The organism is Sphingopyxis sp. JAI108 (genome assembly GCF_013410105.1).
Taxonomy (GTDB): Bacteria; Pseudomonadota; Alphaproteobacteria; order Sphingomonadales; family Sphingomonadaceae; genus Sphingopyxis; species Sphingopyxis chilensis.
In genome coordinates this window covers 1,608,259-1,627,201 of sequence record NZ_JACCCJ010000001.1, presented here as the reverse complement: position 1 = coordinate 1,627,201, position 18,943 = coordinate 1,608,259, and the positions used below count along the sequence as shown (strand labels likewise).

20 protein-coding genes are annotated in these 18,943 nt (G+C 65.9%); 6 read left to right on the top strand and 14 right to left on the bottom strand.

Features of this window, described 5'->3' with window-relative positions:
* Positions 1 to 65 precede the first annotated feature (65 nt).
* The 6 genes from HDC29_RS07810 to HDC29_RS07785 all read right to left on the bottom strand — a co-directional run bounded on the left by HDC29_RS07810 (position 66) and on the right by HDC29_RS07785 (position 4,337).
* Positions 66 to 1,550: an NAD(P)(+) transhydrogenase (Re/Si-specific) subunit beta gene (locus tag HDC29_RS07810; protein ID WP_179495963.1), complete on the bottom strand. Its 1,485-nt coding sequence runs from the start codon at positions 1,548 to 1,550 to the stop codon at positions 66 to 68.
* A 1-nt stretch (position 1,551) separates the two neighbouring features.
* The gene (locus HDC29_RS07805; protein ID WP_037510628.1) at positions 1,552 to 1,833 is read right to left on the bottom strand and encodes a proton-translocating transhydrogenase family protein; all 282 of its coding nucleotides are present in this window, start codon (positions 1,831 to 1,833) and stop codon (positions 1,552 to 1,554) included.
* Positions 1,834 to 1,996: 163 nt separating this feature from the next.
* On the bottom strand, positions 1,997 to 2,593 hold the full coding sequence (locus HDC29_RS07800) for a fasciclin domain-containing protein (RefSeq protein ID WP_179495961.1): 597 nt from the start codon (positions 2,591 to 2,593) through the stop codon (positions 1,997 to 1,999).
* Positions 2,594 to 2,706: 113 nt separating this feature from the next.
* Entirely contained in the window at positions 2,707 to 3,072 is a 366-nt protein-coding gene (locus HDC29_RS07795; protein WP_179495959.1) for a PH domain-containing protein, read from the bottom strand.
* A 7-nt stretch (positions 3,073 to 3,079) separates the two neighbouring features.
* Positions 3,080 to 4,201, bottom strand: coding sequence for an NAD(P) transhydrogenase subunit alpha (locus tag HDC29_RS07790; protein ID WP_179495957.1), 1,122 nt, complete (start codon positions 4,199 to 4,201; stop codon positions 3,080 to 3,082).
* A 10-nt stretch (positions 4,202 to 4,211) separates the two neighbouring features.
* Positions 4,212 to 4,337, bottom strand: coding sequence for an aa3-type cytochrome c oxidase subunit IV (locus tag HDC29_RS07785; RefSeq protein WP_179495955.1), 126 nt, complete (start codon positions 4,335 to 4,337; stop codon positions 4,212 to 4,214).
* Between the two features lie 236 nt (positions 4,338 to 4,573).
* Here HDC29_RS07785 and HDC29_RS07780 point away from each other — a divergent pair, with 236 nt between their 5' ends.
* From HDC29_RS07780 to HDC29_RS07770, 3 genes are all read left to right on the top strand, one after another.
* Positions 4,574 to 6,004, top strand: coding sequence for a sigma-54 dependent transcriptional regulator (locus HDC29_RS07780; RefSeq protein WP_179495953.1), 1,431 nt, complete (start codon positions 4,574 to 4,576; stop codon positions 6,002 to 6,004).
* An 86-nt stretch (positions 6,005 to 6,090) separates the two neighbouring features.
* A complete protein-coding gene (locus HDC29_RS07775; protein WP_179495951.1) occupies positions 6,091 to 6,744 on the top strand; it encodes an SRPBCC family protein in 654 nt (217 codons plus the stop codon).
* Positions 6,741 to 7,079 (top strand): helix-turn-helix transcriptional regulator, encoded by a 339-nt coding sequence (locus HDC29_RS07770; protein WP_179495949.1) that lies wholly within the window; start codon positions 6,741 to 6,743, stop codon positions 7,077 to 7,079. The genes HDC29_RS07775 and HDC29_RS07770 overlap by 4 nt, the downstream gene beginning before the upstream one ends.
* On the opposite strand, the gene folP is transcribed toward HDC29_RS07770, so the two are convergent.
* The 7 genes from folP to glmM form a co-directional block, all read right to left on the bottom strand.
* Complete coding sequence (gene folP, locus HDC29_RS07765) at positions 7,076 to 8,206, bottom strand: dihydropteroate synthase (protein WP_179495947.1); 1,131 nt, start codon at positions 8,204 to 8,206, stop codon at positions 7,076 to 7,078. The two genes, HDC29_RS07770 and folP, sit on opposite strands and share 4 nt — an antisense overlap.
* A gap of 115 nt (positions 8,207 to 8,321) precedes the next feature.
* Positions 8,322 to 9,461: a site-specific DNA-methyltransferase gene (locus HDC29_RS07760; protein ID WP_179495945.1), complete on the bottom strand. Its 1,140-nt coding sequence runs from the start codon at positions 9,459 to 9,461 to the stop codon at positions 8,322 to 8,324.
* Positions 9,462 to 9,679: 218 nt separating this feature from the next.
* The gene (locus tag HDC29_RS07755) at positions 9,680 to 10,576 is read right to left on the bottom strand and encodes an oxidoreductase (protein WP_179495943.1); all 897 of its coding nucleotides are present in this window, start codon (positions 10,574 to 10,576) and stop codon (positions 9,680 to 9,682) included.
* A gap of 28 nt (positions 10,577 to 10,604) precedes the next feature.
* Positions 10,605 to 11,159: a ribonuclease HII gene (locus HDC29_RS07750; RefSeq protein WP_179495941.1), complete on the bottom strand. Its 555-nt coding sequence runs from the start codon at positions 11,157 to 11,159 to the stop codon at positions 10,605 to 10,607.
* A gap of 41 nt (positions 11,160 to 11,200) precedes the next feature.
* Positions 11,201 to 12,355, bottom strand: a complete 1,155-nt coding sequence (gene thiD / locus HDC29_RS07745; protein WP_179495939.1) for a bifunctional hydroxymethylpyrimidine kinase/phosphomethylpyrimidine kinase — start codon at positions 12,353 to 12,355, stop codon at positions 11,201 to 11,203.
* On the bottom strand, positions 12,352 to 12,576 hold the full coding sequence (locus HDC29_RS07740; RefSeq protein WP_179495937.1) for a DUF1272 domain-containing protein: 225 nt from the start codon (positions 12,574 to 12,576) through the stop codon (positions 12,352 to 12,354). Before HDC29_RS07740 ends, thiD begins: the two co-directional genes overlap by 4 nt.
* A gap of 33 nt (positions 12,577 to 12,609) precedes the next feature.
* On the bottom strand, positions 12,610 to 13,947 hold the full coding sequence (gene glmM / locus HDC29_RS07735) for a phosphoglucosamine mutase (RefSeq protein ID WP_179495935.1): 1,338 nt from the start codon (positions 13,945 to 13,947) through the stop codon (positions 12,610 to 12,612).
* Positions 13,948 to 14,124: 177 nt separating this feature from the next.
* On the opposite strand from glmM, the gene HDC29_RS07730 reads away from it, so the two are divergent.
* Together HDC29_RS07730 and HDC29_RS07725 are read left to right on the top strand one after the other, a co-directional pair.
* A complete protein-coding gene (locus tag HDC29_RS07730; RefSeq protein WP_179495933.1) occupies positions 14,125 to 15,372 on the top strand; it encodes a dicarboxylate/amino acid:cation symporter in 1,248 nt (415 codons plus the stop codon).
* Entirely contained in the window at positions 15,369 to 16,364 is a 996-nt protein-coding gene (locus tag HDC29_RS07725; RefSeq protein ID WP_179495932.1) for an aldo/keto reductase, read from the top strand. Before HDC29_RS07730 ends, HDC29_RS07725 begins: the two co-directional genes overlap by 4 nt.
* 36 nt (positions 16,365 to 16,400) lie before the next feature.
* On the opposite strand, the gene HDC29_RS07720 is transcribed toward HDC29_RS07725, so the two are convergent.
* Positions 16,401 to 17,447, bottom strand: a complete 1,047-nt coding sequence (locus tag HDC29_RS07720) for a mannose-1-phosphate guanylyltransferase (RefSeq protein ID WP_257018099.1) — start codon at positions 17,445 to 17,447, stop codon at positions 16,401 to 16,403.
* A 106-nt stretch (positions 17,448 to 17,553) separates the two neighbouring features.
* Between HDC29_RS07720 and HDC29_RS07715 the strand changes: the two genes are divergently transcribed.
* The gene (locus HDC29_RS07715) at positions 17,554 to 18,942 is read left to right on the top strand and encodes a TIGR03013 family XrtA/PEP-CTERM system glycosyltransferase (protein WP_179495930.1); all 1,389 of its coding nucleotides are present in this window, start codon (positions 17,554 to 17,556) and stop codon (positions 18,940 to 18,942) included.
* The last annotated feature ends 1 nt before the right edge of the window (position 18,943 follow it).

Sequence of the window (18,943 nt, the reverse complement as noted above, 5' to 3'; positions counted from 1 at the left end):
TCAATGGCTGTCGGGTCAGTGCCCGCTGCCGCCTCAGGTCTTAGTGCCCGCTACCGCCTCAGGTCTTAGTGCCCGCTGCCGCTCAGGGCCTTGACGATGTCGTCGGCCATTTTCTTGGCATCGCCGAGCAGCATCATCGTCTGGTCCATGTAGAACACATCGTTGTCGACGCCGGCGTAGCCGACCCCGCCCATCGAGCGCTTCACGAACAGCACCGTCTTGGCATTGGCGACGTCGAGGATCGGCATGCCATAGATCGGCGAGGTCTTGTCGGTCTTCGCCGCGGGGTTGGTGACGTCGTTCGCGCCGATGACGAAGGCGACGTCGCATTGCGCGAATTCGCCGTTGATGTCCTCGAGCTCGAACACTTCGTCATAGGGAACATTCGCCTCGGCGAGCAGCACGTTCATATGCCCCGGCATCCGCCCCGCCACGGGGTGGATCGCATATTTGACGTTGACGCCTTCCTTCTTGAGCTGGTCCGCCATTTCGCGGAGCGCGTGCTGCGCCTGCGCCACCGCCATGCCATATCCGGGGACGATGATGACATTCTCGGCCTGGCTCATCAGGAATGCCGCATCTTCGGCGCTGCCCGGCTTCCAGGGGCGCTGTTCCTTCGAACCGCCGCCCGAAGCCGCCGCATCGTCGCCGCCGAAGCCGCCGGCGATCACGCTGATGAAGCTGCGGTTCATCGCGCGGCACATGATGTACGACAGGATCGCACCCGATGAGCCGACGAGCGCGCCGGTGATGATCATCGCGGTGTTGCCGAGGGTGAAACCCATCGCCGCCGCCGCCCAGCCCGAATAGCTGTTCAGCATCGACACGACGACCGGCATGTCGGCGCCGCCGATCGGGATGATCAGCAGGAATCCGATCAGGAAGCTGAGGCCCGTGACCGTCCAGAACACCCAGGGACTCTGGTCGAAGGTGAAATAGGCGACGAGGCCGATGATCGCGGCGAGCGTGCCGAGATTGATGACGTGCCGCCCCGGCAGCATGATCGGGGCGCCCGACATATTGCCGTTGAGCTTCAGAAAGGCGATGACCGACCCCGAGAAGGTGATCGCGCCTATCGCGATACCGAGGCCCATTTCGATGCGGCTGACGGTGAAAATCTGCCCTGCGGCGTCGGCGATGCCGAACGCCTGCGGATTGAGATAGGCCGCCGCCGCGACAGCCACGGCGGCAAGGCCGACGAGGCTGTGGAACGCCGCGACGAGCTGCGGCATCGCGGTCATCGCGATGCGCCGCGCCATGACGATGCCGATGACGGCGCCGATGCCGATCGCGACGAGGATTTCGGCGAGCGCGACGCTATCGAGCGCCCCGCCATCGAGGCGCGGAACGTGGGTCAGCAAGGTCGTGACGACGGCGATCGTCATCCCGATCATGCCGAAACGATTGCCGCGCTGCGACGAGGCCGGCGACGACAGTCCGCGCAGCGCGAGGATGAAGAAGACGCCCGAGACCAGATAGGCGATCGCGGCCCAGGGATTCACCGCGCCATGGCCGCCCGCTGCGGCGGCAAGGATCGACTGAAATTCCATCTCAGCGCTCCTTCTTCTTGTACATCGCCAGCATACGCGCGGTGACGGCAAAGCCGCCGAAGATATTGACGCTCGCCATCACCACCGCGGCAAGCCCGAGCCATTTCGACGAGGCGGAACCCGCCGCGGCGCTGGCGATCAGCGCGCCGACGATGATCACCGACGAAATGGCGTTGGTGACGCTCATCAACGGCGTGTGCAGCGCCGGGGTCACCGACCAGACGACGAAATAGCCGACGAAGCACGCCAGGACGAAAATCGAAAAAATCGCGATAAAATCCACGGGCTCGCTCCCCTGCTGATTCCGTTTCGCGCACCTCTTGCCGTGCGTCGTCCAGCCTGTCGACTCCAAAGCACCCAAAAAGAGGCGCCCGCATTTCGGATGACCGGAAATGCGGGCGCTATTCGACATAAAATATCCTGCCGCCGCGTTGGCGACGAAATTTTTACATGGTCGGCACCAGCACCGCGTCGACGACATGGACGACGCCGTTCGACTGGGTGAGATCGGCCGCCGTCACCGTCGCCTTGTTGCCGCTGCTGCTGGTCAGCAGGATCGCATTGCCGTTTTTCGTGGCGGCCAGATCCTGCCCGCTGGCGGTCTTGAGCACCGCCTTGCCGCCGCCTGCGGCGATTTTCGCGGACAGGTCGGCGGCGGTCAGCTTGCCCGGAACGATATGATAATTCAGCACGCCGGCGAGCACCGCCTTCTGCGCCGGACGCATCCAGCCGTCGCGCGTTACCGGCGGCACCTGTGTAAAGGCGGCGTCGGTCGGCGCAAAGACCGTGAACGGCCCCGCGCCCGACAGGCTTTGGGCAAGCCCCGCCTGCGTGAGCGCGGCGGTCAACGACTTGTGGTTCGGCGAGGCCGCGAGATTCGCGGCGATCGTGCTCGTCGCCTGCATCGCCGACGCATCGCCGCCGATCGCGGCCGACATCGCGCCTTCGCCGCCCGCAACCGGGTCGGCCGGCGCGTCGCCCTTGCCGCAGCCCGCCAACGCGAGCGCGGCCGCCGCGGCGGTCAAGATCAGGTGGATTTTCATATGCTGTCCTTCGCAAAGCATGTCAGCGGCCCGAATCGAGCGCCGTCGGCCGGCATCAACACGCGGTTGATGACGCTCTTGTTACGGCCCGGTGGCGATCTATGACGGCGGTCTCAGCGACCGACGATCAGCTGCGTCATCAGCCGGTGGATATGCTGCGGATCGCTCTTGCGCGAAATCTTCACCTCGAGCGGCGTCGCGGCGCCCGAAACCCACATCTTCATGTCGGCATCGAGGTCGAAAGTTCCTGCGGTTTCGAACGAAAAGCGCGTGACCGAACGCCACGGAATGCTGAGGAATTCCTTCTTCGATCCCGTCAGCCCCTGCACATCGACGAAGATGAAACGCAGGTTGGTGAGCAAGGCGGTGTCGCGAACCGTACGGAAGGCGGCAAGCACGCGCTCGCCGTCGATCAGCCAGGCCTGAAACTCGGCCTGCGCGCCGGTGACGTCGATATCCCCGGCGCTGAACAGACCCATCGTTCAGCTACCCCGATAGCCGCTCGTTCACGACCTTGCCGCCCTGCGTCAGACGCACGGCATTGCCGATTTCCTCGTCGAGCACGGGCTTGCCCGCTTCCTTGTCCCAGAAGGCCGAGAGGAAGTTGAACAGGTTGCGGCTGAACAGCGCGCTGGTGTCGGCGGGCATCAGCGCGGCGATATTCTGCGCGCCGATCACGGTGACGCCGTGAATCCTCTTCGTCTCGCCGGGCGCCGATCCCTCGACATTGCCGCCGCTTTCGGCCGCCATGTCGACGATCACGCTGCCCGACCGCATCGTCGCGAGCTGCGCGTCGGTGATCAGTCGCGGCGCCGGACGCCCCGGGATCAGCGCGGTGGTGATCACGATGTCCTGCTTGGCGATATGCGACGACACGAGTTCGGCCTGCGCCGCCTTGTATTCGTCGGACATTTCGGTGGCATAGCCGCCCGCGCCCTCGCCCTCGATCCCCGCGACCGTCTCGACGAAGATCGGCTTGGCGCCGAGCGACATGATCTGTTCCTTGGTCGCGGCGCGCACGTCGGTCGCGCTGACCTGCGCGCCCAGACGGCGCGCCGTCGCGATCGCCTGCAGCCCCGCAACGCCGACCCCCATCACGAACGCCTTGGCGGCGCTTACCGTACCCGCGGCGGTCATCATCATCGGAAAAGCGCGGCCATAGGCGTTTGCCGCCATCAGCACCGCCTTGTAACCCGCGAGGTTCGCCTGGCTGGACAGGATATCCATCGACTGCGCGCGCGTGATGCGCGGCATGAATTCCATCGCGAGCGCCTCAAGCCCGAGCTTCGCATAATCATCGACGCGCGCGCGCTCGCCAAAGGGATTGAGTCCCGCGGCAAGCCACGCCCCGTCGGCAAATCCCGACAGCGTCTTGGGGTCGGGGCCCTGGACGCCGAGGATGATGTTTGCGCCCTTGAGCACCTCGGCGCGCGATCCGACCGTCGCGCCCGCGGCGCTGTAATCGGCATCGGCGACCGAGGCGTCGGTGCCCGCCCCCGATTCGACGGCAACTTCGGCGCCCAGCCCGATGAATTTCTTCACGGTTTCCGGCGTTGCGGCGACGCGGGTCTCGCCCGCGGCGAGTTCCTTCAGGACGGCGATGCGCATGGCGGCCGGTTCAGGACGCGATGAGCAGGACGACGAAGATAGTGACCACCGCGGTGATGATCGATCCGACTTTCAGCAGGCTGAGGAAACCCGAATAGGTTTCGTTCGCTGCCTTCATTTCCTGCTGTGCCATCATTTTTCCCCTATTACGCCCTTTGCTGTGCGCGAACGCACAGCGCGACGCCCAGAATCGGTTATCGCGCCGGTCTTAGCCACGCACCCCGCGATGCTCAAGTGCGGGTTTGGTCACTGGACTTCGCTGTGGCAAAAGAGGATTGGCCTTAATCGCCCTTTTACCCCTATCGGATAGATATGCGCCCCTCAGCAGAACATACCCAAAGCAATGTCGGTTCAGGGGGCAGATTCGAAACGATGACGAACACGCGCGACACGCGAATGGTGATGATCGTTGACAGCGAGCCTGCCCAGCAGCGCTTTCTCGCCGCGCTGGCGTCGCGCGGCGGCTGGCGCAGCATCGTCGCGCCCGACACCGACACCGCACTCGCCAAACTCGGCACGCAGGAGGGCATGGCGCTCGACGCGGTGCTTGTCGATCAGGGCGCGCCGGGCATGGACATCGCCGAATTCGTCACCGAACTGCGCCGCTGGCGCCCGGCGCTGCCGCTCGTCGTCATCACGATGCGCAACGGGGTCGAGGTCGCGGTCGGTGCGATGCGCGCCGGCGCGAGCGACTTTGTCCAGAAACCGATCGCCCCCGACCGCCTCCTCGAAGCGCTCGACCGCGTCGTATCGACCGGCGGCCCGCAGGGCGAGCTTCGCCCGCTGACCGAGAAACTGCGCGCGCCGCTGGCCTTCGAGGAAATCATCGGGTCGAGCCCCAATTTCCGCAGCGCGCTCGCGATCGCCGCGAAGGCGGCGCGCGCGCGCGTGCCGGTGATGATCAACGGCAAGCCCGGCACCGGCAAGGAAGTCTTCGCGCGCGCGATCCACAGCGCGAGCCCGCGTGCGCGCGGCCAGCTCGTCATGGTCGATTGCTCGGCCGTCTCGCCGGGCCTGATCGGATCGGGCCTCTTCGGGCACGAACGCGGCGCCTTCCCTGGCGCCTTCGACCGCCAGGTCGGCCGGCTCGTCCAGGCCGACGGCGGCAGCATCATCATCGACCATGTCGAATGTATCCCGCTCGAAACGCAGGCGAAGCTCGTCGAATTCCTCAATAGCGGCGAAGTGCAGATGATCGGCGGGTCGATTCGCCAGAGCGTCGATGTCCGCATCATCGCAACGAGCACGAGTCCGCTCGACAAGCTGATCGAGGCGGGCCACTTCCGCGAGGACCTGTTCTACGCGCTGTCGAGCGCGCAATTCACCCTGCCCTCGCTTTCGGAGCGCCGCGGCGACGTCGGCCCGCTCGCGCGCCATCTTCTCGCGCGCATCGGCGGGCTGCCCGGCATGGGCCCGATCGGCGTCACCGACGATGCGCTGCGCCTGCTCGCCGCCTACGCCTGGCCGGGCAATGTCCGCCAGTTGCAGGACGTGCTGTTCCGCGCCGCGGTCGAGAGCAAGACCGACGTGCTCACCAGCGCCGATTTCCGCGCCATCGAGGCCGCGCTCGGCGGCGGGGTGAGCAGCGACGGCGAAGTCGCGATCAACGGCGAGGCGATCGGCATTACGCTGTACCTCCCCGACGGCAACCTGCGGCCGCTCGAAGAGATCGAAGCCGACGTCATCCGCCTCGCCATCGGCCATTATCGCGGCCGCATGAGCGAAGTCGCCCGCCGCCTCGGCATCGGCCGCTCGACGCTCTACCGCAAGCTGAGCGATCTGGGGATCGACACCGCGGCCTGACGCGCGACCGGCTCGGCCGAGCCGATCGCGCTTGATATATAAGTTTGAGCTTATATGATTATCCCACGCCAATCGGGAGAATCATCATGCCGTTCGATACCACCGCCCAGGCCGCCATGGTCGTCCGCAAGGTCGAGGATGTGACCCACGGGGGCCAACCCTGCCGTGCGGTCGTCGCCTCGCGCGCCTATGCGACCGATATCGACGATCTGTGGAATGCGATCACCGACAAGGCGCGCATCCCGCGCTGGTTCGCTCCCGTTGACGGGAACCTCGAACTCGGCGGCAAGTATCAGATCAAGGGCAATGCCGGCGGCACCGTTACCGCGTGCGAGCCGCCGAGGAGCTTCGCGCTCACCTGGGAGTTCGGGGGCGGGATGAGCTGGGTGGAGGTCGAGTTGGCCGAAGCCGGCGACGCGACGCAGCTGACTCTGAGGCATATTGCGCCGCTGGACGACAAGTCCGAGGAGTTCTGGGATAGGTTCGGGCCAGGTGCGGTCGGAGTCGGTTGGGATCTGTCGCTGCTCGGCCTCGCGTGGCACCTCGAAACCGGCGAGGCCGTGAAGGAGCGCTTCGCCGAAGAGACCTGGCCGCTGAGCGACGAAGGCAGAGCGTTCGCGACTTCGAGCAGCGACGCCTGGACCGCCGCTTCGCTCGCTTACGGAACCGATGAGGAGGCCGCGAACCGCGCGGGCGCCAGCACGACCGCCTTCTACACCGGCGCCGCCGCGCCCGAATGAGCCACGCCTTCGATATCCTCGGCGATCCGGTTCGCCGCCGCATATTGGAGCTGCTCGCGAACGGAGCGCGCGCGTCGGGCGAGATCGTCGATGTGATCGCCGCCGAATTCGGCATCTCGCAGCCAGCCGTATCGCAGCATCTGCGCATTCTCCGCGATAGTGGCTTCGCGACGTCGGAGGCCGACGGCAGACGGCGGCTCTACGCCGTCGCGCCGGCGCGCTTCGACGAGATCGACGCGTGGATCCAGCGGTTCAGACGGACGTGGGAGCCAAGGTTCGAGGCGCTGGCGACCGAGGTCAAACGCGGCAAGAAGGCACGCCGGGACGGGAATTAGGCAGTCAGCGCCGCGTCGCGCAGCCCGCGCCATACGCGCAGCGCCTGCCGGTTCTCGGCGATGTCGTGGACGCGCAGCAGCTGCGCGCCGTGCGCCGCCGCCTGATAGTGCAGCGCGACGGTGCCGCCGAGGCGCTGGTCGGCGGGCGCTTCATTGTCCAGCGCGCCGATCATCCGCTTGCGGCTCGCGCCGAACAGGATCGGGCAGCCCAAAGTATGGAACAGCGCGAGCCCGTTCACCAGCGTCAAATTCTCGCCGACTCCCTTGCCGAATCCGAGCCCCGGATCGACGATGATCTTCGTGCGGTCGATCCCCGCGGCGACGCACGTCGTGACGCGCTCGGCGAGCATGTCATAGACCTCGAACAGGACGTGCGAATAAGTCCCGCCCTCGTGCGGATCGCTCTTTGCCGACGGCGCGTGCATCAGCACCACCGGACAACCGGCCTGAACCACCACATCCATCGCGCGGTCGTCATAACGCAGCGCCGAAATATCGTTGACGATCCGCGCCCCCGCGGCGAGCGCCGCCTCCATCACCGCGGCCTTGCGCGTGTCGATCGACACCGCGACGCCGCCCTTGGCCAGCGCCGCGACTACGCCTTCGATGCGCTTGATCTCGTCGCCTTCCCAGACGAGCGGCGCGCCCGGCCGCGTCGATTCGCCGCCGACATCGATGATCGCCGCGCCCGCGGCACCCATCGCAAAGCCCGCTTCGGCCGCGGCGGCGGCATCGACATGCTTGCCGCCGTCGGAAAAGCTGTCGGGGGTGACGTTCAAAATGCCCATCAGTTGCGGTTCGCCCAGCCGGATCGTCCGCTCGCCGAGCTGCAGGTTACCGCGCGGCCGCGTCACGCCGGCCCGCTGCACTCTTGCCGTTTCGGCCAGCCGGTCGGGCATCGCCGCGATCCAGTCGTCGAGTTCGCAGACGGGGATGATCGCCGATTTGACCATATCATTGTCGCGCAGGCTGACGTGCCATGCCGCAAACCAGACCATCGTGTCGGCGATCCGCAGCGCGCTCTCATCCAGCTCATGCGGACGATCGACGAAGCAGGTCGGACGCAGATAGACGCGCGCATCTTCCCACGTCTTGCCGAGGTCGGACTTGGTGAGTGGCTGGAACATGCTTATCCCCTATCCGTCATTGCGAGCGAAGCGAAGCAATCTCCAGCCAACGGGGTCGCGCGCCGATAGCGGGCGATTGCTTCGTCGCTCCGCTCCTCGCAATGACGATGTGATGTCAGGCCTCGTTCGCCAGCAACCAGTCCTGCCGAACCGCGTCGATCACGCGCAGTTCCTTGCCGGTGTCGACGTGCCAGAAGGTCCAGCCGTTACAGCTCGGCGCGCCCTGCACGCCCGCGCCGACCTTGTGGATCGATCCCGGTGCCTGGCCCTCGCAATCGAGGCTGCCGTCGACGCGCACCTTCGCCTTCCAGCGGCGCTTGGTATCGGTGAGCACCGTTCCCGGCGCGATCATGCCGCATTCGACGAGCGTGCCGAAGGCGACGCGCGTCGCAGCCTTTGGCGCCATCATCGTCTTCACCGCGCTTTCGTCGAGCGGCAGCGCCAGCTCGATGCGTTCGTTCGCCGCGGCGATATAATCATCCTCGCGCTCGATACCGATGAAATGGCGGCCGAGGCGCTTCGCGACCGCGCCCGTCGTGCCGGTGCCGAAGAAGGGATCGAGGATCACGTCGCCGGGGTTCGAACAGGCGAGCAGGATGCGATAGAGCAGCGCCTCGGGCTTTTGCGTCGGGTGCACCTTGGTGCCGCCCTTCTTGAGCCGCTCCTGCCCGCCGCAGATCGGGATCAGCCAGTCGGACCGCATCTGGAGTTCGTCGTTCAGCGTCTTCATCGCGCGATAGTTGAAGGTATAGCGCGATTTCTCGCCCATCGACGCCCAGATCAAGGTCTCGTGCGCGTTGGTGAAGCGCGTGCCCTTGAAATTGGGCATCGGGTTCGCCTTGCGCCACACGATGTCGTTGAGGATCCAGTATCCATTGTCCTGCAGCGCGGTGCCGACGCGGAAGATGTTGTGATAGCTGCCGATTACCCAGATGCTGCCGTTCGGTTTCAGGATGCGCTTCGCTTCCTTGAGCCAGGCATGGGTAAAGCGGTCGTAGGTGGCGAGGCTGTCGAACTTGTCCCAGTCGTCATCGACCGCGTCGACCTGGCTGCCGTCGGGGCGCAGAAGGTCGCCGCCAAGCTGGAGATTATAGGGCGGGTCGGCGAAGATCATGTCGACCGACGCCGCGGGCAGGCTGCGCATCATCTCGACGCAGTCGCCCTGCAATATGCTGTCGAGCGGCAGGTCCGCAGGGTCGACCCTCGGCGTCCGCTGCTTCGTCGCCGGCGCCTTGACCCGTTCCATCACACCCATGCTTCACCCCGTTCCTTGCTCGTAAGAAGGCCCTGATGAGTCCGGCAACACCCGCCGTCAAGCGCCGGACTCTAGGGATTCCCGCTCTCTAAATGGTTAATGCGATGAGAACGAAAGGAGTCTGACACACCATATGGAGTCGTGGACGACTCGCGGACTCAACCACTGGTGGTGTGGCGACGAGGACTCACCGGCGAAAAAAATTTCGTCGCGGAGGATTACAGCCCCGGATCAACCCCGGTCAGCTCGACCGACCGCTCCCACAGCTCGCGCGCCAGTTTCGGATCGCGCGCCGCGCGGCTCGCGCGTGCCGGGCCCGACCGCCCCGACACTTCGCCCAGTCCCTGCGGCCCCAGATAATCGCCGCCCTGCACATGCGCGCCGGTCGCGGCCTGCAAGGTCGGCCACGCCCCCTGCGCGGCGCTGTTGAAGAAAGGCGCGGCAAGCGGGGTCATATAACGCAAGGGCAGCGGCAAATGCCGCTGCAATTCGGTCGTCGCGACGCCGGGATGGCAACCGATCGCCTGCGTCGCCCGTCCCGCGGCGCCCAGCCGCCGGTCGAGTTCGAACATATGGAGCAGGTTCGCAAGCTTGCTCATCTGGTAACGCGCCCAATTGTGATAGCTGCGCGACGCCGACAGGTCGCTGTAATCCATTTCGCCGTTCCGGTGTGCGATGCTGCCCGTGACCACGATACGGTCGTCGACATGGCGATACACCAATCCCGTGAAGGCGAAGGTGCCGAGGTGATTGACCCCGAATTGCAGCTCATAGCCCTGCTTCGTCAGCGTCCTCGGCGGGATCATCACCCCGGCATTATTGACCAGCACGTCGATCCGCGGCCCCGCGAGCACCGCCGCGGCCGCCTCCTTCACCTGATCGAGGTCGGCGAGGTCGAGCGGCTGGAACGACAATATCGCGTCAGACACATCGGCGCGGATGCGGTCCATCGCCGCCTCGGCTTTCGCGGTATCGCGGCAGGCAAGGATCACATGCGCGCCCCGCGCCGCCAGCACTTTGGAAACCTCGAAGCCAAGCCCGGCATTGGCACCGGTGACAAGGACGGTGCGGCCGGTCTGGGCCGACACGTCGTCGGCCGTAAATCCCCTGCTCATCGCCTTCCCCCCCTTTTGCTGTCGGGCTTCAGACCAGCTGCATTTGTGCGACCGGGGCAAAACTGGTCCGATGGAGCGGCGTGGGGCCATGCTGGCGCAGCGCCGCGAGATGCTGCGCGGTACCATAACCCATGTTGGTTTCCCAGCCAAAGCCAGGAAAATCGCGCGCCTTTGCAATCATGAAGCGGTCGCGATGCTCCTTCGCGATGATGCTCGCCGCCGAAATGCACGGGTGGAGCGCATCGCCGCCGACGATCGCGCGCGCGCTGTACCGCCATTTGGGAAGGCGGTTGCCATCGACGAGAACCTCGTGCGGGTCAAACCCCAAAGCCTCGACCGCGCGCGTCATCGCCAGCAAGGTCGCCTGCAAGATGTTGATGCAGTCGATCTCCGCGACGCTCGCCTCGCCGATGCCCCAGCGGCAGCGCGCCTTGATCTCGATTTCGAGTTCACCGCGGCGTTTCGCGGTCAGTTTCTTGCTGTCGTCGAGCCCCGCGATACCGCCCTCGCAGAGCAGCACCGCCGCCGCGACGACCGGCCCCGCGAGCGGCCCGCGGCCAGCCTCGTCGACGCCGACGATCATGTGCGTCGCTCCAGAACGGACCCATGATGTCGTTTCGAATTTTACACCCGCCACGGCGGATACCTCCGGTACTCGCCTGCTTGATACAGGCACAGACGATTGCCCGCCGGATCGGTCAACCGCGCCTCGCGCCAACCCCACTGCTCATCCCTGGGCATCTGGTCGAACCGCACCCCGCGCCGCGCCAGATAGGCGACCCACGCATCGAGCGCGCCGCTCTCAAGATAGGCCGTCGCCCCGCCCGCCGCACCGTCGCCGACGCTTTCATCAACATGGATCGACAGCGTGACGCCGTTCGCGGCCTCGAACCGCGCATAACCATTGTCCGGGCTATCGACGATCTGCGTCAACCCCATCTGTTTGTAGAAGGCGACCGACACCGCATAATCGCTGGCGGGCAAGGTGATCTGGTTGAGCGCCGGGCCGGTGAACAGCCCGTCGTTGCGCACGAACTGCTGCCCCATCGGACCATGCCCCTGCCCCAGCCCCGGCGCGTCGAGCAGCGACAGCCGCACGAAATCGCGCGCACGCGCGATCGCGGGCTCGAGCGGCATCCCCTGCGCCAACCCGGTCGCGATCGCGCTCGCCAGCGTGCAGCCGGTGCCGTGACTGTGCGGCGTGTCGATCCGCGGCGCTTCCCAGCGCGCAACCTCGCCCTCGCCCGTTTCGAGCAGGCGGTCGGTCACCGTCTCGCCTTCGGCATGGCCGCCCTTGATCAGCAGCGAGCAGCCGTGCGCGAGCACCGCCTCCTCGCCGCCCAAGACTTCCAGTTCGGGCAAATTTGGCGTCACAACCGTCGCACGATCGAGCAGTGCCTTGAACGCGGCGATCGTCGCCGCGTCGGCGAGCACCGATCCGCTCGTCGCGACCATCACCGGATCGAATACCAGCGCCGCCTGCGCCAGGTCGGGCCGCGACAGGCGCTCGGCGACCGCGGCGGCGGTTTGTGCGCTCCCGATCATCCCGATCTTGACCGCATCGACGCCGATATCCGACGCGACACTGTCGATCTGGGCGAGCACCATATCGGCCGGCACCGGGTGGACGCGCTGCACCCCCAGCGTATTTTGCGCGGTGATGGCGGTGATGGCCGTCATCGCGTGGCCGCCGAGCATCGTCACCGCCTTGATGTCGGCCTGGATGCCCGCGCCGCCCCCGCTATCCGATCCGGCAATGATCAGGACGCGCGCGGTCACCCCTTATGCTTTCGCTCCGTCGAAGCGGGGTATTTCGCGAGGATCGCACCTTCGCGAAGCGGCCGGTCGAGCAGGTCGCCGCCGCAATTGGGGCAAAGTTCGTCGAGCTTGTCGGCACAGTTCGCGCAGAAAGTGCACTCCATCGAACAGATGAAGGCACCGTGGATGTCGGCGGGCAGATTGCGTCCGCACTTTTCGCAATCGGGTCGCATTTCTAGCATGTTCAGTCTCTTTCGGTTCCAAAAATAAAAGGTTTAGGCCGCCGCTGCGCGCACGGCGTTGCAAATCATGTCGACGACCTGCTCGACCTGCCCCGCGTCGTCGCCTTCGGCCATCACGCGGATCAGCGGCTCGGTGCCCGACGGACGGATGACAAGGCGGCCGCGGCCGTCGAGCGTCGCCTCGCCCTCGGCGATCGCGGCGATGACATGCTTGTCCTCGAGCGGCTTGCCGCCGGCAAAGCGGACATTCTTCAAAAGCTGCGGCACCCGGTCGAACTGGTGCAGCAATTCGCTCGCCGGCTTGCCCGACGCGATAAGTTCGGCAAGCACCTGCAGCGCCGCGAGCGTACCGTCTCCCGTCGTCGCATGGTCCGACAGGATCATATGCCCCGATTGCTCGCCGCCGACGTTGAAGCCGCCTTCCTTCATCCGTTCGAGCACATGCCGGTCGCCGACCTTGGTCCGCTCGAGCCGCAGCCCCTCCCCCTCCAGAAAGCGTTCGAGGCCAAGGTTCGACATCACCGTCGCGACGACGCCGCCACCCTTCAGCCGCCCCTGGCGCGCCCAGCTCGCGCCGATCAGGCCCATGATCTGGTCGCCGTCGACGACCCGGCCCTTTTCGTCGACGACGATCAGCCGGTCGGCGTCGCCGTCGAGCGCGATGCCGATATCGGCGCCGCTCGCGACCACCGTTTCCTGCAACAGCGCGGGCGCGGTCGATCCGCATTTGTCGTTGATATTGGTGCCATTGGGTTCGACGCCGATCGCGACGACGTCGGCGCCCAGCTCCCAGAATACCGTCGGCGCGCTGTTATAGGCGGCGCCATTGGCGCAATCGAGCACGATACGCAGCCCGTCGAGGCGGACCGATTCGGGCAGGCTCTGCTTCACCGCATGGATATAGCGGCCGCGCGCATCGTCGATGCGCTTGGCGCGCCCGATATGCGCGGCATCGGCGAGCGTCGGCTGCTTGGTCAGCAGATGCTCGATCTGCGCTTCGTCCTCGTCGGACAATTTATAACCGTCGGGGCCGAACAGTTTGATCCCGTTGTCCTGATAGGGATTGTGGCTCGCCGAGATCATCACGCCCAGGTCGGCGCGCATCGAGCGCGTCAGCATCGCGATCGCCGGGGTCGGCATCGGGCCGACCTGCACCACGTCCATGCCGACGCTCGTGAATCCCGCGACCAGCGCATTTTCGAGCATATAGCCCGACAAGCGCGTGTCCTTGCCGATCACGACGCGGTGCTTGTGCGACCCACGCAGGAAATGCGCGCCCGCCGCCATGCCGACGCGCATCGCGACCTCCGCCGTCATCGGGGCCGTGTTGGTCAGGCCGCGAATCCCGTCGGTTCCAAAAAATCTGCGCATTGCACCTCTGCTATCCGGGCCGATGATCAGGCAAATGCCTGCAACGGCGTCCCATGGGATGGCCCCCGCGGAGCATTTCCCGGCCCAAAAACCGGTTCCCGTTTCTTTCGGGAGGTGCTCTAAGTCACCCTCTTTTGCTTGGCAAGCAGGCCAGAAAAATCGCCGGGAGAATCCGCTTTGAAATCCGCTTGGCTCATCCTTTCGGCGCTGATCGCCGGCATGCTCCTCGGGATCGGCGTCGAGCTGGTGTCGCCGGCGGCCGGGACCGCCTCGCTGCCCTGGATCGAACCGATCGGTCTGCTCTGGCTCAATGCGCTCAAGATGACGATCGTCCCGTTGATCGTCGCGCTGCTGATCACGGGCATCACCGCCACCGCCGATGCGGCGCGCGCAGGCACGCTGGCTTTTCGCGCGGTGATGACCTTCCTCGGCGCGATCTTTATCTCGGGATTGATGTCGCTGCTGATGACCCCGCTGCTGCTGCGGCTTTTCCCGCTGTCGACGGGCGCTGCCGAAGCCTTGCGTCACGGCCTGGGCGGCACGACCGAGGCGGGACCGTCGCCAACCTTCGGCGATTTCCTGCTCTCGCTGATCCCGACCAACCCCATCGCCGCCGCCGCCGAGACCGCGATCCTGCCGCTGATCGTCTTCACGACCATCTTCGCCTTCGCCATCACCCGCCTCGAACCCGTGCAGCGCGCGACGCTGTCGGGGCTGTTCAAGGCGCTCGGCGACGCGATGCTGATCGTCATCGGCTGGGTGCTCGCGCTCGCGCCGATCGGTGTCTTCGCGCTCGGCTATGCGCTCGCGGTCAAGGCCGGGGTCGCGGCCTTCGGCGGGCTTGTCCATTATGTGCTTATCCTTTCCGGAATCGGTGTTTGCTGCATCATCCTCGGGCTGTTGCTCGCCTGGCTCGTCGTCGGCATCGCGCCGCCGCGTTTCCTGCGCGCCATGGTGCCGACACTCGCGGTCGCGATCAGCACGCAAAGCTCGCTCGCCAGCCTGCCCGCGATGCTCAAATCGTCGGAGGAACTCGGCGTCGATCCCAAGAAGGCCGACGTCGTCCTCCCGCTCGCGGTCGCCTTGTTCCGCTTCACCAGCCCCGCGATGAACCTCGCGGTCGTCGTCTATGTCGCCTGGCTGTTCGGAATCGAGCTGACGCCGTGGGAGATGGCGATCGGGCTTGCGGTCGCCATCGCCGCCGCGCTTTCTTCGGTCAGCCTGCCCGGCTCGATCAGCTTCGTCACCTCGATCGCACCGATCGCGGTGTCGATGGGGGTTCCCGTCGCGCCGTTGGGGCTGCTCGTCGCGGTCGAGACCTTTCCCGACATCTTCCGGACGATCGGCAATGTTATCGGTGACGTCGCCGCGACCAAATATGCCGCCGACGGCGTCGAAAACGAATCCGCAGGAGAAACGCCATGAAATATCGCAAGCTCGGCCACGGCCTCGAAGTCTCCGCGATCGGCATCGGCTGCATGCCGATGATCAAGGGCGGCAACATCCTCTATGGCGAGGCCGCCGACCTGGGCGAATCGACGCGGACGATCCACCGCGCGATCGACCTAGGCGTCACCTTTTTCGACACCGCGCAAATCTATGGCCCCTTTTCGAACGAAGAGCTTCTCGGCGAAGCGATCAAGGGCAAGCGCGAAGGGCTCGTCATCGCGACGAAGTTCGGCTTCAGGTTCGAAGGCAAGCAAATCACCGGCGTCGACGGATCGCCCGCCAACGCCCGCGCGGCGTGCGAAAGCTCGCTCCAGCGGCTCGGCATCGACACGATCGACCTTTTCTACCAGCACCGCGTGGATCCCAATGTGCCGATCGAGGAAACGGTCGGCGGGATGATGGCGTTGGTGAAGGAAGGCAAGGTCCGCCACATCGCGCTCTCCGAAGCCGGTCCCGAAACGATCCGCCGCGCCGCCAAGGCCGCGCCGATCACCGCGCTGCAGAGTGAATATTCGATCTGGGAACGCGATGTGGAGGACGAGATCCTGCCCGTCTGCCGCGAACATGGCATCGGCTTCGTCCCTTACTCGCCGCTCGGCCGCGGCTTCCTCGCGGGCGCGGTACGCAGCCGCGACGAGCTTTCCGAAAGCGACTGGCGCCGGGGCGACCCGCGCTATTCGGACGAGAATCTCCCCGCCAATCTCGCGATCGTCGACGCGATCGGCGCGGTCGCCGACAGCCATGGCGTGTCGAAGGCGCAGGTCGCGCTCGCCTGGCTGCTCGCGCAGGGCGACGATATCGTCCCCATCCCCGGCACCAAGCGCCGCGCGACGATGGAGGACAGCGTCGCCGCCGCCGGCGTAACGCTCACCGCCGACGACCTCGCCGCGATCGCCGCCGCCGCGCCGAAAGGCGGCACCAGCGGCCCGCGCTATGGCGAGCAGGGCATGCGGATGGTGCGGCTGTAGGCGTTTCCGGAAGGCGCGCCGTAAAACCCCTCCAGGCTATTCGCGCGCCTTGGCGGCGGCACGGACCTCTTGCGAGCGTTCGAGCGGCAGGATCAATATGTCGTCGCCGTCGACGATCACCGCAATATTGTCCATGCCGAGGATCGACACGCGCTTGTCGCCCGCGCGCACGAGGTTGCCGCGGCTGTCGTGGAGAAAGGCGTCGCCGGTGACGGCATTGTCCGCCGCATCCTTTTCGGCGAGCGCGTGGATCGTGTGCCAGCAGCCGAGGTCGGACCAGCCCATCGCGACGGGAACGACCGCGACCCGGTCGTCCTTTTCCATCACGGCATAATCGATCGAGTCGGGCGGCGCCTTCGCGAATTCGATGGCGTCGGCATAGAGCGCGTCGCCATCGCGCATCCCCGCAGCGACCGCCTTGTCGGCGGCCTCGAAGATCGCGCGGCAATGGGTGAGCATCGCGTCGCGCATTCGCGCAGCGCGGAACAGAAAAATGCCGGCGTTCCAGCTATAGCCGCCAGCCGCGAGCATCGCTTCGGCTTCCGCCAGCGGCGGCTTTTCGACGAAGCGATCGACCGCGAAGCCCCCATCTTCGTCAGCGCCGCCCAGCGGCGCCCCGGCGGCGATATAGCCGAAGCCGGTTTCGGGGCGGTCGGGGGTGATGCCGAAGGTGACGATCCAGCCCTGCTGCGCGAGGCGCACCCCTTTGGCGATCGCGGCGTGAAAGGCGGGAACGTCGGCGATGACATGGTCGCTGGGCATGACCAGCAACAGCGTATCGGCATCCGCCCGCGCGACGGCGAGCGCGATCGCAGCGGCGGTATTGCGCGGCATCGGTTCGACGAGCAGCATCTCCTCGCGGTCGTTCATCTGTTCGCGAACCATCGCGACATGGCCGTCGCCGCACAGGACGATCGGGGGAAGGAAATCGGGACCCGCGGGGGTGCGCTCGACCGTCTGGCGGAACAGGCTGCGCTGGCCGTGGAGCAGCAGGAACTGCTTGGCGCGCGTGCCGCGCGACTCGGGCCACAGGCGGGTGCCCGCGCCGCCGCACAGGATAACGGGCTGGATCATCAGCGTCATAAATCGGGTCTATCGCTTTCGAGGGGGCCGGTCACCTTGTCATTGCCGATATAGCAAGTGTAAAATTAACCGACAGTTGACGCCTCGGCTGTAGGATTTCGCGACCATGTTCCGGCTGTTCAAACATTATGTCCCGCACGCCGTCGTCTGGCTGGCGCTGATCGAATTTTTCGCGCTGCTCGGGTCGGCCGAGGGGGCGTGGCATCTTTATGCGCATCAGGCGGGGTTCGACGCCGGGCCGCTGGCAAGCCGCTGGCTGCCGCTCTTGACCTTCGGCGTGTCCAATTCGCTCGCGATGATGGCGACCGGAATGTACGGGAACGAGGGGCTGCGTTCGATGCGCTTCGCGACCGCGCGCCTGCTGGCCGCCATCTCGCTCGGCGTGATCTTTCTCTCGGTGCTCGGCTTCCTGTTGCCGACCGCGACGCTGTGGCGCGCGAACAGCCTCTATGCGATGATCTTCGCGATCGCGGTGCTGTTCGTCATTCGGCTGGCGCTGACCCAGTCGGCAGGCACCGAGGCCTTTCGCCGCCGCATCCTGGTGCTCGGCGCCGGGCCCCGCGCCGCGCGGCTGGCGGCGCTCGCCGACGCGCCGGGCAGCGGGCTCGAAATGGTCGGCTTCATCGCAATGAGCGCCAATGAAAAGACGGTCGCCGGCGCGATCCCGCGCGATGCGATCGCCAATCTGTCGGACCATGTCGTGATGCTGCGCGCCGGCGAAGTCGTGCTCGCGCTCGAGGAGCGCCGCAACGCGCTGCCGCTGAATGACCTTTTGCGGGTCAAGACGACGGGGGTTCATGTCAACGATATCGCGAGCTTTATCGAGCGCGAGACCGGGCGCGTCGACCTCGCGACCACGAACCCGAGCGGCCTCATCTTTTCCGACGGCTTTTCGGCGGGGCAGCGGATTTCGAAAGTCGGCAAGCGCCTGTTCGATATCCTTGCCAGCCTGATCGTGCTGATCGTGGGGCTGCCGCTGATCATCGTCGCGGGAATTGCGGTGGTGCTCGATAGCCGCGGGCCGGTCTTTTACCGCCAGCCGCGCGTCGGCCTGTTCGGCGAACCCTATGACATCTTCAAGATCCGCTCGATGCGCACCGACGCCGAAGCCGCCGGCAAGGCGGTGTGGGCGAGCGAGAATGATCCGCGGATCACGCGCGTCGGACGGGTGATCCGCAAGCTGCGTATCGACGAATTGCCCCAGATCTGGTGCGTATTGAAAGGCGAGATGAGCTTCGTCGGGCCGCGCCCCGAACGGCCGAGCTTCGTCGAGGAGCTCGAAAAGAAGCTGCCCTATTATGCCGAACGGCACATGGTGAAACCCGGCCTGACCGGCTGGGCACAGATCAACTATCCCTATGGCGCGTCGGTCGAGGATGCGCGCGTGAAGCTCGAATATGACCTTTATTACGCCAAGAATTATTCGCCCTTCCTCGATCTTCTGATCCTGCTCCAGACCGTGCGCGTCGTGCTGTGGCCGGAGGGAGCGCGCTAGC

What these genes read in the sequence shown, in the direction of transcription:
- HDC29_RS07720 (WP_257018099.1), bottom strand. Translation starts at nt 17,447, where the DNA reads ATGACGCTGATGATCCAGCCCGTTATCCTGTGCGGCGGCGCGGGCACC.
- HDC29_RS07780 (WP_179495953.1), top strand. Translation starts at nt 4,574, where the DNA reads ATGACGAACACGCGCGACACGCGAATGGTGATGATCGTTGACAGCGAG.
- HDC29_RS07750 (WP_179495941.1), bottom strand. Translation starts at nt 11,159, where the DNA reads ATGATCGTCGGCGTCGACGAGGCTGGCCGCGGGCCGCTCGCGGGGCCG.
- HDC29_RS07755 (WP_179495943.1), bottom strand. Translation starts at nt 10,576, where the DNA reads ATGAGCAGGGGATTTACGGCCGACGACGTGTCGGCCCAGACCGGCCGC.
- HDC29_RS07760 (WP_179495945.1), bottom strand. Translation starts at nt 9,461, where the DNA reads ATGGGTGTGATGGAACGGGTCAAGGCGCCGGCGACGAAGCAGCGGACG.
- HDC29_RS07775 (WP_179495951.1), top strand. Translation starts at nt 6,091, where the DNA reads ATGCCGTTCGATACCACCGCCCAGGCCGCCATGGTCGTCCGCAAGGTC.
- HDC29_RS07725 (WP_179495932.1), top strand. Translation starts at nt 15,369, where the DNA reads ATGAAATATCGCAAGCTCGGCCACGGCCTCGAAGTCTCCGCGATCGGC.
- HDC29_RS07800 (WP_179495961.1), bottom strand. Translation starts at nt 2,593, where the DNA reads ATGAAAATCCACCTGATCTTGACCGCCGCGGCGGCCGCGCTCGCGTTG.
- HDC29_RS07810 (WP_179495963.1), bottom strand. Translation starts at nt 1,550, where the DNA reads ATGGAATTTCAGTCGATCCTTGCCGCCGCAGCGGGCGGCCATGGCGCG.
- glmM (WP_179495935.1), bottom strand. Translation starts at nt 13,947, where the DNA reads ATGCGCAGATTTTTTGGAACCGACGGGATTCGCGGCCTGACCAACACG.
- folP (WP_179495947.1), bottom strand. Translation starts at nt 8,206, where the DNA reads ATGTTCCAGCCACTCACCAAGTCCGACCTCGGCAAGACGTGGGAAGAT.
- HDC29_RS07795 (WP_179495959.1), bottom strand. Translation starts at nt 3,072, where the DNA reads ATGGGTCTGTTCAGCGCCGGGGATATCGACGTCACCGGCGCGCAGGCC.
- HDC29_RS07715 (WP_179495930.1), top strand. Translation starts at nt 17,554, where the DNA reads ATGTTCCGGCTGTTCAAACATTATGTCCCGCACGCCGTCGTCTGGCTG.
- HDC29_RS07785 (WP_179495955.1), bottom strand. Translation starts at nt 4,337, where the DNA reads ATGATGGCACAGCAGGAAATGAAGGCAGCGAACGAAACCTATTCGGGT.
- HDC29_RS07740 (WP_179495937.1), bottom strand. Translation starts at nt 12,576, where the DNA reads ATGCTAGAAATGCGACCCGATTGCGAAAAGTGCGGACGCAATCTGCCC.
- HDC29_RS07770 (WP_179495949.1), top strand. Translation starts at nt 6,741, where the DNA reads ATGAGCCACGCCTTCGATATCCTCGGCGATCCGGTTCGCCGCCGCATA.
- HDC29_RS07790 (WP_179495957.1), bottom strand. Translation starts at nt 4,201, where the DNA reads ATGCGCATCGCCGTCCTGAAGGAACTCGCCGCGGGCGAGACCCGCGTC.